At 68.1% G+C, this 15,712-nt stretch carries 15 protein-coding genes; 5 read left to right on the forward strand and 10 right to left on the reverse strand.

Translation table 11 applies throughout. The features are described 5' to 3' along the window. The first annotated feature begins 7 nt into the window (after positions 1-7). The 5 genes from trpC to F464_RS0102085 all read left to right on the forward strand — a co-directional run bounded on the left by trpC (position 8) and on the right by F464_RS0102085 (position 6,449). Positions 8-796: an indole-3-glycerol phosphate synthase TrpC gene (gene trpC, locus F464_RS0102065; RefSeq protein WP_018988110.1), complete on the forward strand. Its 789-nt coding sequence runs from the start codon at positions 8-10 to the stop codon at positions 794-796. Between the two features lie 10 nt (positions 797-806). Then, positions 807-4,856: a translocation/assembly module TamB domain-containing protein gene (locus F464_RS0102070; RefSeq protein ID WP_084600403.1), complete on the forward strand. Its 4,050-nt coding sequence runs from the start codon at positions 807-809 to the stop codon at positions 4,854-4,856. A gap of 57 nt (positions 4,857-4,913) precedes the next feature. Then, positions 4,914-5,477: a peptide-methionine (S)-S-oxide reductase MsrA gene (gene msrA, locus F464_RS0102075; RefSeq protein ID WP_018988112.1), complete on the forward strand. Its 564-nt coding sequence runs from the start codon at positions 4,914-4,916 to the stop codon at positions 5,475-5,477. A 32-nt stretch (positions 5,478-5,509) separates the two neighbouring features. Continuing rightward, the gene (locus F464_RS0102080) at positions 5,510-5,854 is read left to right on the forward strand and encodes an FKBP-type peptidyl-prolyl cis-trans isomerase (protein ID WP_018988113.1); all 345 of its coding nucleotides are present in this window, start codon (positions 5,510-5,512) and stop codon (positions 5,852-5,854) included. A 136-nt stretch (positions 5,855-5,990) separates the two neighbouring features. Then, positions 5,991-6,449, forward strand: coding sequence for an Lrp/AsnC family transcriptional regulator (locus F464_RS0102085; RefSeq protein WP_018988114.1), 459 nt, complete (start codon positions 5,991-5,993; stop codon positions 6,447-6,449). Between the two features lie 129 nt (positions 6,450-6,578). Here the strand turns inward: F464_RS0102085 and F464_RS0102090 are convergent, their stop codons facing one another. The 10 genes from F464_RS0102090 to F464_RS0102135 all read right to left on the reverse strand — a co-directional run bounded on the left by F464_RS0102090 (position 6,579) and on the right by F464_RS0102135 (position 15,522). Then, positions 6,579-7,034 (reverse strand): chemotaxis protein CheX, encoded by a 456-nt coding sequence (locus F464_RS0102090; protein ID WP_018988115.1) that lies wholly within the window; start codon positions 7,032-7,034, stop codon positions 6,579-6,581. Beyond that, positions 7,027-7,398: a response regulator gene (locus F464_RS0102095; RefSeq protein WP_018988116.1), complete on the reverse strand. Its 372-nt coding sequence runs from the start codon at positions 7,396-7,398 to the stop codon at positions 7,027-7,029. The genes F464_RS0102090 and F464_RS0102095 overlap by 8 nt, the downstream gene beginning before the upstream one ends. Continuing rightward, positions 7,395-9,530 carry a type IV pili methyl-accepting chemotaxis transducer N-terminal domain-containing protein gene (locus F464_RS0102100; RefSeq protein ID WP_018988117.1) on the reverse strand — a complete coding sequence of 712 codons (2,136 nt, stop codon included), beginning with the start codon at positions 9,528-9,530 and terminating at the stop codon, positions 7,395-7,397. The genes F464_RS0102095 and F464_RS0102100 overlap by 4 nt, the downstream gene beginning before the upstream one ends. A gap of 426 nt (positions 9,531-9,956) precedes the next feature. Then, a complete protein-coding gene (locus F464_RS0102105; RefSeq protein WP_018988118.1) occupies positions 9,957-10,253 on the reverse strand; it encodes a type II toxin-antitoxin system RelE/ParE family toxin in 297 nt (98 codons plus the stop codon). Positions 10,254-10,255: 2 nt separating this feature from the next. After that, entirely contained in the window at positions 10,256-10,507 is a 252-nt protein-coding gene (locus F464_RS0102110; protein ID WP_026295665.1) for a DUF1778 domain-containing protein, read from the reverse strand. Between the two features lie 170 nt (positions 10,508-10,677). Next, the gene (locus tag F464_RS0102115; protein WP_018988120.1) at positions 10,678-11,430 is read right to left on the reverse strand and encodes an ABC transporter ATP-binding protein; all 753 of its coding nucleotides are present in this window, start codon (positions 11,428-11,430) and stop codon (positions 10,678-10,680) included. Beyond that, positions 11,420-12,190, reverse strand: coding sequence for an ABC transporter ATP-binding protein (locus tag F464_RS0102120; RefSeq protein ID WP_018988121.1), 771 nt, complete (start codon positions 12,188-12,190; stop codon positions 11,420-11,422). The genes F464_RS0102115 and F464_RS0102120 overlap by 11 nt, the downstream gene beginning before the upstream one ends. Further along, positions 12,187-13,275, reverse strand: coding sequence for an ABC transporter permease subunit (locus tag F464_RS0102125; protein ID WP_018988122.1), 1,089 nt, complete (start codon positions 13,273-13,275; stop codon positions 12,187-12,189). Before F464_RS0102125 ends, F464_RS0102120 begins: the two co-directional genes overlap by 4 nt. Positions 13,276-13,293: 18 nt before the next feature. Next, entirely contained in the window at positions 13,294-14,226 is a 933-nt protein-coding gene (locus tag F464_RS0102130; RefSeq protein ID WP_026295666.1) for a branched-chain amino acid ABC transporter permease, read from the reverse strand. A gap of 162 nt (positions 14,227-14,388) precedes the next feature. Further along, on the reverse strand, positions 14,389-15,522 hold the full coding sequence (locus F464_RS0102135; RefSeq protein ID WP_018988124.1) for a branched-chain amino acid ABC transporter substrate-binding protein: 1,134 nt from the start codon (positions 15,520-15,522) through the stop codon (positions 14,389-14,391). Between the last annotated feature and the right edge of the window lie 190 nt (positions 15,523-15,712).

Raw genomic sequence — 15,712 nt, forward strand, 5'->3', positions numbered from 1 at the left:
CACGGGCATGAGCGACATCCTGAACAAGATCCTCGCCGTGAAGGCCGAGGAAGTGGCGGCGGGCAAGGCGCTTCGCCCGCTTGAGCGCGTACGAGCGGAGGCCGAGATGGCGCCGGCCGCGCGCGACTTCGTCGGCTCGATGCGCGCGAAGATCGCCGCCGGCAACGCTGCGGTGATCGCCGAAGTGAAGAAGGCGAGCCCGTCGAAGGGCGTGATCCGCGCGGATTTCCGCCCCGCGGAGATCGCCGTGCAGTACGAGCGCGCCGGAGCGGCCTGCCTGTCGGTGCTGACCGACCGGCAGTTCTTCCAGGGCGCGCCCGAATACCTGCAGGCGGCGCGTGCCGCGTGCGCGCTGCCGGCGCTGCGCAAGGACTTCCTCGTCGATGCGTGGCAGGTGTACGAGGCGCGCGCGATGGGCGCGGACGCGATCCTGCTGATCGTCGCGGCGCTGGATCTCGCGCAGATGCAGGAGATGGAAGCGATCGCGACCAGCCTCGGCATGGCGGTGCTGGCCGAGGTGCATGACGCGGCCGAGCTCGACGTCGCGCTGCAGCTCGCGACGCCGCTCGTGGGCATCAACAACCGCAACCTGCGCAGCTTCGAGGTCAGCCTGCAGACGACGCTGGACCTGCTGCCGCGTATCCCTGCCGGGCGCCTCGTCGTCACCGAGTCCGGCATCCTCAAGCCGCAGGACGTGGCGTTGATGCGGTCGAACGCCGTGCACGCCTTCCTTGTCGGTGAAGCCTTCATGCGTGCGCCGGACCCGGGCGAGGAGCTGCGCGCGCTGTTCGGTTGAACGGGCGCGCATGACGTCGCCGGTCCCCGCCAGATCCGGGTCTTCGCGCAGGCGGGCGGTGCGGCTGTGGCTGGTGGCGCTCGCGCTGCCGGCGCTGCTCGTACTGGCTGCAGCGTGGCTGGTGCTGACCGAGTCCGGCCTGCGGGCGGCGGTCGCCCTTGCGGGTGTCCTGAGCGGCGGCCGGGTGGTGCTGGACTCTCCCGCCGGTCGCCTTGCGGGGCCGTTGCGCGTCGGGGTGTTGCGCATCGACAGCCCCGACCTGCGCGTGCGGGTCGAGGGATTGGCGCTGGCTTGGCGGCCGGACGCGCTGTTCGATGGCGGCATCGCCATCGACGAACTCTCGGCGGAGCGGGTCGACATCGCCTCGCGTCCGCAGGAGGAGCCTCCACCGCGGACGCCGCCCGCATCCCTCGCGCTGCCGGTTTCCCTGGCGGCGCAGTCCCTCAGCGTCGGCCGGCTCGTGCTGCACGAATGGACGGACGGCGAACTCGCCGCGGCCGAGCCCGCCTTCGAGATTGGCGACCTCGCGGCCCGCGCGCGTAGCGACGGCGGCCGCCACCACATCGAATCCCTTGCGGCGACCTTGCCCTTCGGGCGGGCCGAGCTCGCCGGCGAGATCGACGGGCGTGCGCCCTTCGCGCTGTCGGCGAGCGCGGCGCTGATCGGGACGAATAACGGGCACGCATACCGCTTGAAGCTCGCCGCGGCCGGCGACCTGCTTGCGCCGCAACTGCGGATCGAGGCCGAAGGGGCGGGTCTGAGCGGCGACGGTGAAGTGCTTGCTGCCCCGTTCGAGTCGGTGCCCGTGCGCCGGCTGCGCATCGCACTGGGCGATCTCGATCCCGCTGTGTTCGCGCCTTCCGCGCCGCGCGCGGCCTTGCGCATCGCGGCGGATCTGTCGGCGCAGGACGAGGCGCAGGGCGCCTGGCGCTTGTCGGGGCCGGTAACGGTCGAAAATCTTCGTCCCGACTCGATCGACCGGCAGGGCCTGCCCTTCACGAAGCTTGCCGCGCGGCTGCACTGGGCGCCGGAGTGGGTGCGAGCCGAAGCGCTGGTGCTTCAGCTCGCGGGCGCCGGGCGGGTCACGGGCGACGCGGATTGGCGGCCGGGGGAGCGCGGCGCGGCGCCCGCGGAGGGCGCCGAAATGGCGGCACGGGCGCTCCCCGCGGCCGATCCGCTCGGCCGTCTGAGCGCCACGCTGCAGTTGGCGGGCGTCGAGCTGCAGCGTCTCGATGGACGCCTGCCGCCCTCGGTACTCGCGGGCCGGCTGCACGCGGATGGTGACCGCGAGCGTCAGAGTGCCGAGCTAGACCTGCGCGTGAAGGAGATGCGCATGCGTGGCGAGGCGGTGGTGACCGCGCAGGGGGAAGCAGGGGTGCGCAGCCTTGCGGCGAGCGGCGAGGTGTCGTCCTTCGATCCCCGCATCTTCATCGCGGACGCCCCCGAGGCGAAGCTGAACGTGGATTTCCGCCTCGCTGCGACGCTGGGCGATGTCTCCCGCTACGAGGCCGCCGTCGACTTGCAGTCCGGACAACTGCGTGGCAAGCCCGTGCGCGGGAAGCTGCGCGCGGTCGTGGAAGGGGAAAAGGAAAGGGCAGGGGCAGGGGCAGGGGCAGGGGCACGCCTCGTCGAAGGGGACCTGGATGCGGATGTTGCGGGCAACCGTGTTCGCGCGCGAGGTGCCTGGGGCGCACCCCGGGATGTGCTGAAGGTGGACGTGGACGCCCCGGCGCTCGCAGCGCTCGATCCGCGGCTCGGCGGCCGGCTGAGCTTCGCGGGAAGTCTTTCCGGGGGCGCTGCACAGCCCGCGGGCAGCCTGAAGTTTTCCGCCGAGGCGCTGCGCCTGCCGGGCGATGTCCGTATCGCGTCGGCCGACGGCGAGGGGCTGCTCGCCGCGGGGGCGGACGGCGAGGTCCGGCTTGCGATGGCGCTGCGGGGGCTGAAGTCCGTTGCCCGTGAGGCGCAGAAGGCGGCGGCCGCTGGGCGGGCCGCCGACGAGCCGGACTGGGTGACGGAGGCGAGCCTGCGGATTGGTGGGACCCGTCGTGCCCATGCCGTCGATGTCGCCGCCGCCGGTCTGGGGGGCGACAGCCTGCGCCTGCGGCTGGAAGGCGGTCTCGCGGGCGACGCGCCGGCTGGCGGCACGGCGGACGCAAGCGTCGCATGGCGTGGACGTCTGGCCGCACTGGAGACGGCAGGGCGCTGGCCCGCGCGCCTGACCGCGTCCGCGCCGCTGGAGCTGGGGCCGCGGCGCGTGATGCTGGGCGCGGCCGCACTCGATGCCGGCGAACGCGGCCGCATCCGCCTCGACGAAACGAGCTGGTCGCCGCAGCGCATCGTCGCGCGCGGTTCCCTGACCGGTCTCGCCTTCGGCCTGGTCTCGCGTCCCGACGGACGTCCGCGTCGCGGCCCGGGGCCGCTGGTGCTCGGCGCGGAGTGGGATCTGACGCTGGGTGAAGTGGCGCAGGGTTCGGCGCGCGTGTTCCGCGAGGCGGGCGACCTGACCGTGACCGGCGAGATTCCGGCGCGTCTCGGACTCGAGCATCTGGAGGCGCGCCTCGGGGCTCACGACAACCGCCTTGCGCTGGCGCTCGAGGCGCGCGGCAGCGAACTGGGAGAGCTGGCCGGCGCCGCGACCGCGCAGGCGGAGCGGACGCCGGGCGGCGGCTGGCGTCTCGCGCCCGATGCGGCGCTGCTCGGTTCGGCGCATCTGGCGATGCCATCCGTGGCCTGGGTCGGTCGGCTGATGCAGGAGAACGTCGTCACCGGTGGCAGTGTCGGTGCGAGCCTGGCGCTCGCCGGCACGCCGGCCGCACCACGTGCAAGCGGGACGATCACGGGGCGGGAGCTGTCGCTGGCGCTGGTGGATCAGGGGCTGCACCTGTCGGGCGGAGACTTGCTCGCGGAGTTCGATCGCGACCGCCTGAGGCTCACGCGCCTCGAATTCGCATCGCCCAACCGGGTGCGTCCGCGCGACGGACGTCTCCCGGTGGTACGGCTCACCGCCACGCCGGGGCGCCTCGGCGCGAGCGGCGAGATCGCGCTCGACAGCGGCAAGGGCCATTTCTCCTTCGAGGCCGAGCGTCTGCCGATCCTGCAGCGCAGCGATCGCTGGCTGATCCTGTCCGGCGTCGGCGCGGCCAACAGCACCTGGACGCACGTGGATCTCGCCGCGAACCTGCAGGCCGACGCGGGCTACATCGAGGCGTCCGATACGCCCGCACCCAGTCTCTCGGACGACGTCGTGATCCTCGGCCGCGAAGCGCGCACCAACGGCGAAGGGCTGCGCGTGGCGGCCGACGTCGCGATCGCGCTGGGGGATCATTTCTACCTGTCGGCGCTGGGCGTCGACACGCGCCTCACCGGCGGGTTGCGGCTGCGCCTGCGCGACGGCGTGCCGCCGAGCGCAATCGGCACGATCGCGACGGCCGGCGGCACCTATCGCGGCTACGGCCAGCTGCTGTCGATCGAGCGGGGGCGGATCAACTTCCAGGGCGCGCCCGACAACCCGGGGCTCAACGTCGTCGCGCTGCGCAAGGGCCTGGCGGTCGAGGCGGGCATCGAGATCTCGGGCAGTGCGCGGCGCCCCCGCATCAGGCTGGTGTCGGAGCCGAACGTGCCGGACCCGGAGAAGCTGTCTTGGATCGTGCTCGGGCGTGCGCCGAGCGCGGGCGGCGGCGGGGACATGGGCTTGCTGCTGCCGGCAGCGCAGGCCCTGCTGGGCGGACCGGGCGGAGGCATGACCGACCAGCTGTCGCGCAGCCTGGGCTTCGACGAATTGACGATCGGACAGGGAGAAGTTGGCGGTGTCACCCGAAGTGCCACCAGTCGCGTTGTTGGAGAAGGTACCATCGTACGTGGAGGCGACAACGTCGGCGGGCAGGTCCTGACGCTGGGCAAGCGCCTTTCGTCGGATCTGGTGCTGTCCTTCGAGCAGAGCCTGGGCGGGGCCGAAAGCCTCGTCAAGCTGACTTACCAGCTCAGTCGCAGGGTTTCGCTGGTCGCGCGCGGCGGCAGCGACAACGCCGCCGATATCTATTACACGATCTCGTTTGAATGACGGGAATCGCGGCCCGACGATGCTGTCTTAATCGCGGGCAACGACGGAGACAAGTGCATGACGAAGAGCGAAACACCCGCAGCACGCGAGACCGCCATTCTCGCGGGGGGATGTTTTTGGTGCCTCGAAGCGGTCTTCAAGGAAGTCGATGGCGTGGAGTCGGTGACTTCGGGCTACATCGGCGGGCGTGTCGAGGCGCCCACCTACCGGCAAGTGTGCGACGGCGGCACCGGCCACGCCGAGGCGGTGCAGATCGTCTTCGACCCGGCGGTGGTGAGCTACCGCGACCTGCTCGACATCTTCTTCGTCATCCATGACCCCACGAGCCTGAACCGCCAGGGCAACGACATCGGCACGCAGTACCGCTCGGCGATTTTCGCGACGAGCGACGATCAGCTGCACACGGCACTGGATCTCATCGAGCACATGGGGGAGGCGCGCCTGTATCCGAGCGCGATCGTCACCAAGGTCGAGCGCGCGGCCACTTTCTGGCCGGCCGAGGACGGCCATCAGGACTACTACGCCAATAACTCGGACCAGCCCTACTGCCAGTACATCGTCGCGCCGAAGATCTCGAAGTTCCGCGAGAAGTTCGCCAACCGGCGCAAGCGGGGCGGTTAGAATCGCGGTTTTAACCCCGCAGGAGAGTTCCGATGTCCCAAACCACCACCGCCAGCGGCCTCGTCATCGAGGAACTGGAAGTCGGCAGCGGCGCCACCGCCGCCGCGGGCAAGCGCGTGTCGGTGCATTACACCGGCTGGCTGACCGACGGCCGCAAGTTCGATTCGAGCAAGGACCGCAACGACCCGTTCGACTTCCCGCTGGGCGCCGGCCACGTGATCCGCGGCTGGGACGAGGGCGTGCAGGGCATGCAGGAAGGCGGCAAGCGCAAGCTGACGATCCCGCCCGAGCTGGGCTACGGTGCGCGCGGCGCGGGCGGCGTGATCCCGCCGAACGCGACCCTGGTGTTCGAAGTCGAGCTGCTGAAGGTTTTCTGACCCGGTCTGACCCGGATCAGCCTCGTGGGAGTGGCTTCAGCCGCGAAGCAGCGCTACTGCCGGGCACAGCGCATTCGCGGCTGAAGCCGCTCCCACATCCGTCCTTGACGGCGCGATTACAAGAAAAAGGGGAGACATGAAACTCGATCCGGTCCAGCGGCGTATTCTCGCGTTGCTGCAGAAGGATTCGACGATCAGCACGCAGAATCTTGCCGAGAAGGTGGGGCTGTCCTCGTCGCCGTGCTGGCGGCGCGTGCGCGAACTCGAAGAGGCGGGACTGATCCGCGGCTACGTCGCGCTGCTCGACCGCAAGAAGCTGGGGCTGGAGACCTGCGTGTGGGTTCGCGTGAAGCTCAAGAAACACAGCGCCGACGTGCTCGACCGTTTCGAGCAGGCGGTGAAGGGCTGTGACGAGGTCATCGAGTGCTACGAGCTGCTCGGCGAGACCGACTGCCTGTTGAAGCTCTACCTGCCCAACCTCGAGGCGCTGTCGTCCTTCATGCACAACTTCCTGCTGAAGATCCCCGAGGTCGACGTCACGAATTCCAGCGTAGCGCTGCGCGAGATCAAGAACGAGACGGCGCTGCCGCTGTAGCTCGCGGGGGCGCCCTTGTGCCGCTTGTGGAGCCGGCACAAGGATGTCGTTCGGCTGCGCCTGAGCCTGTCGAAGCCCGATCGAAGCCCTGCGATCGGCTCAGGGCGAACGGTGTATCCGATTGCCGCGTTACGACGTGCCGGCCAGCGCCACCACCAGGGCGGCGGCGTGCTTGCGCCAGAGGATGGGCACGACCATCGCGCGCAGGTCGGGCGGCAGGGAGATGCGCTCCGCGCCGCCGCTCACCACCACCGGCACCGAGATCATGAAATCCTTGCCGAATTCGCGGCGTGCATTGCCGGCGATCGTGTTGGCCACTTCCCCGGCGAGGTCGCTCTGGTTGGCCGGCGTCACGTCGCTCTCGCCGATGCGCAGCAGCACGTCGCGCAGGAGCGCGCCCGGGGCCGTGTAGTAGACGCATCCCCGGCTGCTGCCGGAAATACCGATGATGCCGGTGTATTCATAGGCCACCCGTGCCTGTGCGTCGCTCAGGTAGGGCGTGCCGACCTCGGCAGCGACCCCGGTCTGCTGCAGGAAATAGTTCTTCACCCCGTCGATGAAGATCTGGATGTTCTGCTCATCCATGAACGGCTCCTTTTATGAGTTCCTCCACTGCTTCGGCCAGATCCTCCTCGGAGAAGGGCTTGCACAGGAATCCCTGGGCCCCGAGCTTGAGCGCTTCGATGGCGGTGGCCTTGTCCGCCAGTGCCGACACCACCAGGATCAGGGTGTCCGGATTGAGTTCGAGCAGTCGGCGGATGCATTCGATGCCGTCCATCTCGGGCATGGTGAGGTCCATCGTCACGACGTCCGGCCGGGTGCGGGCAAAGAGGCTTACCGCTTCGTGGCCGTTGCGGGCCAGCCCGACGACCTCCAGGTTGCGGCTGCCCAGCGCGCGGGCGATCTTGCTGCGGATGATGTTCGAATCATCGACGATGAGCAGTTTCATGCGGCTTCTCCGTGGGCCGGGGCGGCGCCGGCCGACAGTTGCGGTGACGGGCGGGGCAGGCTGATGCGGAAATGGCAGTATTCGCGCGGCGTGCTGCCGATGCGGATGTTGCCGCCCCATTCATTCACGTGGGCCCGGATCACATCGAGGCCGACACCGCGGCCGCCATCCTCGTCGGCCGAGGCGCGGGTCGAAAATGCCGGCTTGAAGATGAGCTCCACCAGGCGCCGCGCGTCGCAGGCATCTGCCTCGGCCGCGCTGAGCAGGCCACGGTCGATGGCGGCTTGCCGAATGGCCGCAAGCTGCAAGCCTGCGCCATCGTCGCGGAAACTGAGGTCGACGCCGCCGTCGTCGCGGGCGGCGAGATACAGGGCGAGGTTTCCGACTGCCGGTTTGCCCTGGATCAGCCGTTGCGCCGGGGCCTCTACCCCATGCACCACGGCGTTGCGGATGAACTGGTTGATCACGGTGGGCAAGGCTTCGCGGTAGGGGCTCGCCAGCTTCCCCGGATCGATGCCGTGATAGTGGAACTGCACGTGCTTGCCGTGCTTCTCCGCCAGGCGCGTGGCGAACTCGCGCCAGCGGACAACCAGGGGTGCCTGGGCAGCGTCCGTTTCGGTTGCCGGGCGCGCGGGCTCCACGGCTACGACACCGCGGATCTGGGCGAAGCGGTTGACGACACCGCGCAAGGCATCGACCTGGGCAAAGAGACGTTCGAGACGCACGGCGAGCGGAAGGAAGTCGTTGCCGTCGAGACTCGCGTGCTTCTCCCGCAACGCTACGACCAGGTCCTCGACGTCGTGGATCGCTTCGGCGAGGCCGGACAGGCCGACTCCGCTGGCGTCGCCTTTCAGCCCGTGGAGCAGCCGGTAGATCGCGATGACGGCTTCGCGCCGGTCGGTGGCCGATGCGGTTCGTTCGCGCAGCAGCGTATTCACCTTGTCCAGGCACAGGGCAGCGGCGGCGAGGAAGTCGCGCAAGGCGTCGGGCTCGACCTGCAGCACTTCGACCAGCAGATCCATCTGACCCTTCGCGCGCTCGTGGGCTTCCTTCAGCGCGCGTTCGAGCTGCACGCGCTTGGTCACGTCGTTGGCGGTCACCAGCAGGTGGGCCACGACGCCGCCTTCGCGTACGCGGTTGAAGCGGAACTCCAGGTACTTGGTGACGAAGCCGCCGCGCTGGTCGTCGAAGTGCACCTCGACCACGTCCAGCGGGTTGAGCGAACTCACGAGCTTTTCGTTGACGCGTTCTCCGAACAGGAGGTCGAGGTAGTCGCGGGACATCCCGACGGTCTTTTCCGTGACGATGCCGCGCAGCAGGTCGACGAAATCCGCTCCGCCCAGATCCTTGCGCCCGAGGATCGCTTCGAGTGCCTGGGAGTGCTGGGAGCCGATGCGGAAATCGCGGCCGAGCAGGAACAGGCCCTCGTTCACGGTGACGAGGATGTCGTCGGTTTCCTTTTTCGCCTGCTCCAGCAACGCATCGCCCTGCCGCAGCTTGCGCAGGAAGTGGAAGAGGATGAGCACGAAGTTGGCGGTTGCCAGCGTGATGCCGCCGATCTGCACTGCGCGCAGCGTGGTTGCCTTGGCCGCTGCGGTGACTTCCACCTGGCTGGTCAGCTCGTTCATCAGCTTCAGGAGTTCGAGGTTGGCGCTGTGCGCCACATCCAGGGTGGAGCGGACCTCGTCGACGCTAGGCGCGGGATTCGCGAGCAGGGTCGTGATGCGCGCCCGATAGGGCGCCCAGACGGCGTTCGCGCGCTGCAGGATGGCGATTCCGTCCGCGTCGTCGATGCGCGCCAGCGTCACCGTCGTGCCGGCCCCGCCGCGGATGCTCCCTCCCTGAAGGAAGGCCGTGAGGGTTTCGTCGAACAGCGAGACGGCTTCGGCGAGCTCCGCCGTTTCGCCGCCTGCCGGCTGCCCCGCTGCGGCCCTTTCGCTGATCTGCCACAGTGTCTTGGCCGCCCGTTGCGACAGCATCCGCTGGCGCCCCGCCATGTTCACCGCCAGTGCGTCGGCGGCGATCTGTGACGAGATGACGAAGTTGAGCACCAGCACGCCAAGGTCGAAGACCAGGAACATCGCGACCGTGAGTACGATGACCCGGTACTTGCCGAGTCCGAAAAATCGCATGGCCGCAGCTCCCCAGAAATGCGTTCGCGATACGCCTTCGCCCGACGGAACGGCAATAAGCGCTTTTTGTTTTGCCCGAACATGCTATGCATAGTGCATCAATGCATGTACGACGCGTACGGTAGCCCTACGCGGCCGGCCGAAAAATGATGTGCATCAAAAATACCAGGGGAATTTTGCGGTGCAAAAATCGGGTCCGGACCAGGGCGCTGCGGGCTGCGCGTCAGGGGCCGTCTGTTCGACGTCCTCGCCCGGGTAGGCGCTACGCATTTTGGGGGCGTCGAGCTTGCTCGGCGGATGAGCCGAAGGTCCGATCTGCAAAATGAGCCGCCGCACGGGTATGCGTGACGCGGCACATGCGGCGGAAGGCGCTGCGCTTTTCCGCCCTGCGACACGGGCATCGCCCGTTCGTCGATCAAGAGGGGCTCAGCCGTGCGAGTAGCCGGCTTCCCGTTGACTCTTGATCGCGAGCACGAAGACAGTGTCGATTTCCGCGTGGTAGCGATAAAGCGCGACATACCCGTGGCTGCCGCGTCCAATCACGAGTTCGCGTTTGCCGGCGTGGCCGGGCCGTCCGATCAGCGGACTGTGCGACAGGATGTCGATCGCTTCGACGATTTCGCGGACGCGCTCTTCGGGCCGCTCGATCTGCCAGTTTGCGAGGTGTTCGAGAATGCGCTCGAAGTCGTCAGCGATTTCGGGTGCGAGTTCGATGTGCGCCATGCTCAGCGGGCGGGCTTGGCGCGCTTGAGCAGATATTCGCGCATCTGGTCCCAGGGAATGGTTTTTCCGGAATCGAGCAGCGTGGCATAACGCTCATCGGCCAAGGCATCGAATTCGGCCTGCCGTTCGGCGTCGGCGGTCTTTTCGGCGATGGCGTCCAATATGAAACCGTGCGAGGTCTTGCCGACGCGCTGAGCCGCTGCGGCAATTCTGGCCTTGAGTTCGTCCGGCAGGCGAATGGTGGTCGTGCTCATGATCGCTCCCGTCTGGGGATGGAGCTTCATTGTGTCACAATTGTGCTGCGATTGAGGACTTGCAGGGCGGATGAGCCGAAGGCCCGATCTGCAAAATGAGCCGCCGCACGGGTATGCGTGACGCGGCACATGCGGCGGAAGGCGCTGCGCTTTTCCGCCCTGCGACGGATTCAGGCGGCGAGTCCTTGGTCGATCTCCTCGCCCAGATACGCGCTGCGCACCTTCGGGTCGTCGAGCAGCGCCTTGCCGGTGCCTTCCAGCGTGACGAGCCCGCCTTCCATCACGTAGGCGCGTTCGGACACTTCGAGCGCGAGGTTGGCGTTCTGTTCGACCAGCAGCACGCCCATGCCTTCGCGCGTGATCGAGTGGATCACCTCGAAGATCTTCTCGACGACGAGCGGCGCGAGGCCCATCGACGGCTCGTCCAGCAGCAGCACCTGCGGGCGCGACAAGAGTGCGCGGCCGATCGCGACCATCTGCTGCTCGCCGCCGGACAGCGTGCCGGCGACCTGGTTGAGGCGCTCCTTCACGCGCGGCAGCAGCGTGAACACCTTCTCCATGTCGGCGGCGATGCCGTCGGTGTCGCGGCGCGTGTAGGCGCCGGTCTGCAGGTTCTCGGCGACGGTGAGGCGCGTGAAGATGCCGCGGCCTTCGGGTACCAGTGCGAGGCCCTTGCGCAGGCGCAGGTGCGAGGGCAGTTTGCCGACGTCCTGGCCCGCGTAGCGGATCTCGCCGCCGTTGTGCGGCACGACGCCGGCCAGCGTGTTGAGCGTGGTCGTCTTGCCCGCGCCGTTCGCACCGATCAGCGACACGAGCTCGCCCTCGCGCACCTGCAGGTCGATGCCCTTGACGGCCTGGATGCCGCCGTAGGCGACCTTGAGACCGCGGACTTCGAGGATGGGGGTGGTGTTCTCAGTGCGCACGGTGGCCTCCCAGGTAAGCCTTGATGACGTCGGGGCAACGCTGGACTTCGGCCGGCGTGCCTTCGGCGATCTTCTTGCCGAAGTCGAGGACGGCGACGCGGTCGCACAATCCCATGATGAGTTTCACGTCGTGTTCGATCAGCAGCACGGTGATGCCGTCGCCGCGGATCGTATCGACCAGCGTGCGCAGCCCCGCGGTTTCAGTCGCGTTCATGCCGGCGGCCGGCTCGTCGAGCGCCAGCAGTTGCGGCTCGGTGGCCAGCGCGCGGGCGATCTCGAGGCGGCGCTGGTCGCCGTAGGAGAGGTTCCTCGCGACCGTGTCGGCGTGGCGGCCGATGCCGACGTAGTCGAGGATCTCCAGCGCGCGCTCCTGCATCAGGCGCTCTTCTTCGCGCGCGGCGCGGCTCTGCGTGAGGATGCCCCACACGCCCGCCGACGAGCGGATGTGGTGGCCGGCCATCACGTTCTCCAGCGCGGTGAGTTCGCGGAACAGGCGGATGTTCTGGAAGGTGCGCGCGATGCCGTGCTGCACGACCAGGTGCGGCTTGGCCGAGGGCAATTCCGCGCCGTTCATGACGAACTCGCCGCCGTCGATCGCGTAGGCGCCCGTGAGCACGTTGAAGAAGGTGGTCTTGCCGGCGCCATTGGGGCCGATGAGTCCATAGACCTCGCCCTTGCGGATCGTCAGCGAGACGTCGGTGAGCGCCTTCAGGCCGCCGAAGCGTTTATTGACGGCACGGGATTCGAGCAGGGTGATCATGCGTTCCTCCGATCACGGTGGGCATAGCGGGTACGGGCGGGGAGCAGGCCGGCGGGGCGGACGAGCATCATCACGATCATCGCCAGCGACAGCAGCAACATGCGCAGCACTTCCGGGTCGAGCAGCGTCTTGCCGAACAGCGCCATCTGCATCGGCACTGCGAAGTGGCGCAGCAGTTCCGGCAGCGCGGTGAGCATGATCGCGCCGACGATGACACCGGCGAGGTTGCCCATGCCGCCGAGCACGATCATCGTCAGCACTACGATGGATTCCATCAGGCTGAAGCTCTCCGGGCTGACGAAGCCCTGGAAGGCCGCGAAGAGCCCGCCCGAGACGCCGCCGAAAGTCGCGCCCAGCCCGAAGGCCAGCAGCTTCATCATGCGCGTGTCGATGCCGATCGCCTTGGCCGCCAGCTCGTCGTCGCGGATTGCGGCCCACGCGCGGCCGATGCGCGAGATCTGCAGGCGGCGCACGAGGATGATCGCGGCAACGACGCAGGCGAGGAAGGCGTAGTAGTAGAGCGTCAGCGACGGGATCTGGAAACCGAACAGATCGAGGTCCTTCGACAGGTCGAGCCCGGCGATGGTCAGCGGGTCGATGGAGTCGATGCCTTGCGGGCCGTTGGTGATGTTGATCGGCTGGTTCAGGTTGTTCATGAAGATGCGGATGATCTCGCCGAAGCCCAGCGTCACGATCGCGAGGTAGTCGCCGCGCAATCGCAAGGTCGGGAAGCCCAGCGCGATGCCCGCGAGCGCCGCGAAGGCCGCACCGAGCGGCAACACGATCCAGAACGGCAGGTGGATGCCGAAGTGCGGGGACGCGAGGAAGGCCCAGGTGTAGGCGCCGACGGCATAGAACGCGATGTAGCCGAGATCCAGCAGGCCGGCGAAGCCGACGACGAGGTTGAGGCCGATCGCGAGCAATACGTACAGCAGCGCGAAGTCGAGCACGCGCACCCAGCTCTTGCCCATCGACAGGGCGACGAGGGGGGCGGCGAGCGCGAGCAGGATGACGAGCGGTCGCTGGATGCGGCGGTCGAGCGCGAAGCTCGCCGGCAATGGGAGGGCGGTGGAGTTCGTGGTCATGGTCTCTTTCCTGTGGGGTCAGGCGCGGTCCGCGACGCGTTCGCCGAGGAGGCCGGACGGGCGGAAGATCAGCACGGCGCCGAGGATCATGAAGGCGAAGATGTCCTGGTAGCTCGAGTTGAGGAAGCCGAAAGTCAGGTGCTCGATGTAGCCCGCCCCGAAGCTCTCGACGAGGCCCAGCACGAGGCCGCCGACCATCGCCCCCGGCAGGTTGCCGATGCCGCCCAGCACTGCGGCGGTGAAGGCCTTCAGGCCCGGCGTGAAGCCCATCGCGTAATGTGCGATCGCGTAGTTCGATGCGAAGAGCACGCCGGCGAGCGCAGCGAGGCCCGAGCCGATGATGAAGGTCGCTGCGATCACGCCGTTGGCGTTGATGCCCATCAGGCCCGCGACGCGGTGGTTCTCGGCGGTCGCACGCATCGCGCGGCCCAGCCGGCTTTTGTTCACCAGCAGCATCAGCCCGCCCATCAGCGCGAAGGCGACGACGATCGTGAAGATCTGCAGCGGCGACACGACGACGCCGTCCATCGGCTGCATCGGGGTGGTCGACACGAGCTGAGGGAAGACGTGGAACTCGCGGCCCCAGATGATCATCGCCAGCGTCTGCAGCAGGAAGGACACGCCGATCGCGGTGATCAGCGGCGCGAGGCGCGGCGCGTTGCGCAGTCGCCGGTAGCCGATGCGCTCGATCAGGTAGCCGACGGCCATGCATACGGGTACGGCGACGGCCACGCCGGCGATCAGCAGGATCACCGGATGCAGGCCGGGGAATGCGCCGGAGAGGGCGGTGACCGTCTGCAGCGCGACCAGCGCGCCGATCATCACCAGTTCGCCATGGGCGAAGTTGATCAGGCCCAGGATGCCATAGACCATCGTGTAGCCGAGCGCGACGAGCGCGTAGATGCTGCCCGACACCAGGCCGTTGAGTGTTTGTTGCAGGAAGGTTTCCATCGATTCACCCTTGGTGTTGCGCACACCCCGACGGCAGGCGCCGCCGGATTGCCGGACGAGCGCGTCCGCCGCCTCCGCCGACAGGCGGACGCAGGGCTTGCGTCGTGATCTGGGGAAGAGGTGCGCCGACCGCGGAACTGCCGGCCGGCGCGAGGAGAACTGTTACTGGATGGTCTGCAGCGGCGCCCACTTGCCGGCGTCGAAGTTATAGACGGTGATCGCACCGCCCTTGATGTCGCCCTTGTCGTCGAACGCGACCGGGCCGGTGACGCCCTGGTAGGCGAGGCTGCGCAGTGCGGGTTGGTACTTGGCCGGCTCGACCGAGCCCGCCGTCTTCATCGCCTCGATCACCGACATCATCGCGTCGTAGGCGTAGGGGGCATAGACGTGGATGTCGTTGCCGAAGCGCTGCTTGAACTGGGTGCGGAAGGCCGCGCCGCCGGGCATCTTGTCGAGCGGGATGCCGGCCTGGGTGCAGAAGGTGGTCGCCGACAGCGCATCGCCCGCCATCTTGATCATCTCGCCGGTGCAGCCGCCGTCGCCGGTCAGCAGCTTGGCGGTCATGCCCAACTGCTTCATCTGGCGCGCGAGCGGCGCGGCCTGCGCGTCCATGCCGCCGTAGAACACCGCGTCCGGGTTCGTGGCCTTGATCTTGGTGAGGATCGCCATGAAGTCGGTCGCCTTGTCGTTCGTGAATTCACGCCCTGCGATCTGTCCGCCCGAAACCTTCACCGAGTTCGCGAAGGCGTCGGCAAGGCCCTGGCCATAGGCGGTGCGGTCGTCGATCACGGCGATCTTCTTCGCCTTGAGCTGATCGACCGCGTACTTGCCCAGCGCGTTGCCTTGCTGCAGGTCGTTGGCGATGACGCGGAAGGTCATCTTGTAGCCCTGTTGCGTGAGCTTGGGGCTGGTGGAGGACGGAGTGATCACCGGGATGCCGGCTTGCTCGTAGATGCGCGAGGCGGGGATCGATGCGCCGGAGGTGACGTGGCCGACCACGCCCTTCACGCCGGAGTCGGTCAGGCGCTGCGCGACGGTGGTCGCGGTGCGCGGGTCGGCCTGGTCGTCCTCGCTGACGAGCTCGAACTTGACCGTGTCGCCGCCGATCTTGATGCCCTTCGCGTTGGCGTCCTCGATCGCGAGGCGCGCGCCGTTCTCGCCGTCCTTGCCGAAGGCCGCGGCCGGGCCGGTCAGCGGGCCGGCGTGGCCGATGCGCACGACGACTTCCTTGGCTTGGACGGCTCCGGCGACGAGGCTCGCAGCGGCGAGGGCGAAAATCAGTTTGTTCTGCTTCATGGGTGTCTCCTCCTTGTGGGCGGTGCGCGGGTACTGCAGTACAGGCGCGGCGGAGACGAAGGGACACCGGCCGCTCGCGCGGCAACCGGGCTATTCACGATGGTTTGTCTCCTGCCTGTATTTTTTTCGCAGCCGTTCGTGGGGCGGTTGCGAGGTGATGAATGGTACGGACGGCAGTGCGGAATTGTTT

It is taken from the genome of Aromatoleum toluclasticum ATCC 700605 (genome assembly GCF_000378245.1).
Taxonomy (GTDB): domain Bacteria; phylum Pseudomonadota; class Gammaproteobacteria; order Burkholderiales; family Rhodocyclaceae; genus Aromatoleum; species Aromatoleum toluclasticum.

Excerpts from the sequence above, each read along its gene's own strand:
- F464_RS0102105 (WP_018988118.1), bottom strand. The coding sequence starts at position 10,253 with ATGGCGCACATCGAACTCGCACCCGAAATCGCTGACGACTTCGAGCGC.
- F464_RS0102085 (WP_018988114.1), top strand. The coding sequence starts at position 5,991 with ATGAAACTCGATCCGGTCCAGCGGCGTATTCTCGCGTTGCTGCAGAAG.
- msrA (WP_018988112.1), top strand. The coding sequence starts at position 4,914 with ATGACGAAGAGCGAAACACCCGCAGCACGCGAGACCGCCATTCTCGCG.
- F464_RS0102100 (WP_018988117.1), bottom strand. The coding sequence starts at position 9,530 with ATGCGATTTTTCGGACTCGGCAAGTACCGGGTCATCGTACTCACGGTC.
- F464_RS0102135 (WP_018988124.1), bottom strand. The coding sequence starts at position 15,522 with ATGAAGCAGAACAAACTGATTTTCGCCCTCGCCGCTGCGAGCCTCGTC.
- F464_RS0102095 (WP_018988116.1), bottom strand. The coding sequence starts at position 7,398 with ATGAAACTGCTCATCGTCGATGATTCGAACATCATCCGCAGCAAGATC.
- F464_RS0102125 (WP_018988122.1), bottom strand. The coding sequence starts at position 13,275 with ATGACCACGAACTCCACCGCCCTCCCATTGCCGGCGAGCTTCGCGCTC.
- F464_RS0102090 (WP_018988115.1), bottom strand. The coding sequence starts at position 7,034 with ATGGATGAGCAGAACATCCAGATCTTCATCGACGGGGTGAAGAACTAT.
- F464_RS0102080 (WP_018988113.1), top strand. The coding sequence starts at position 5,510 with ATGTCCCAAACCACCACCGCCAGCGGCCTCGTCATCGAGGAACTGGAA.
- F464_RS0102070 (WP_084600403.1), top strand. The coding sequence starts at position 807 with ATGACGTCGCCGGTCCCCGCCAGATCCGGGTCTTCGCGCAGGCGGGCG.
- trpC (WP_018988110.1), top strand. The coding sequence starts at position 8 with ATGAGCGACATCCTGAACAAGATCCTCGCCGTGAAGGCCGAGGAAGTG.
- F464_RS0102130 (WP_026295666.1), bottom strand. The coding sequence starts at position 14,226 with ATGGAAACCTTCCTGCAACAAACACTCAACGGCCTGGTGTCGGGCAGC.
- F464_RS0102110 (WP_026295665.1), bottom strand. The coding sequence starts at position 10,507 with ATGAGCACGACCACCATTCGCCTGCCGGACGAACTCAAGGCCAGAATT.
- F464_RS0102120 (WP_018988121.1), bottom strand. The coding sequence starts at position 12,190 with ATGATCACCCTGCTCGAATCCCGTGCCGTCAATAAACGCTTCGGCGGC.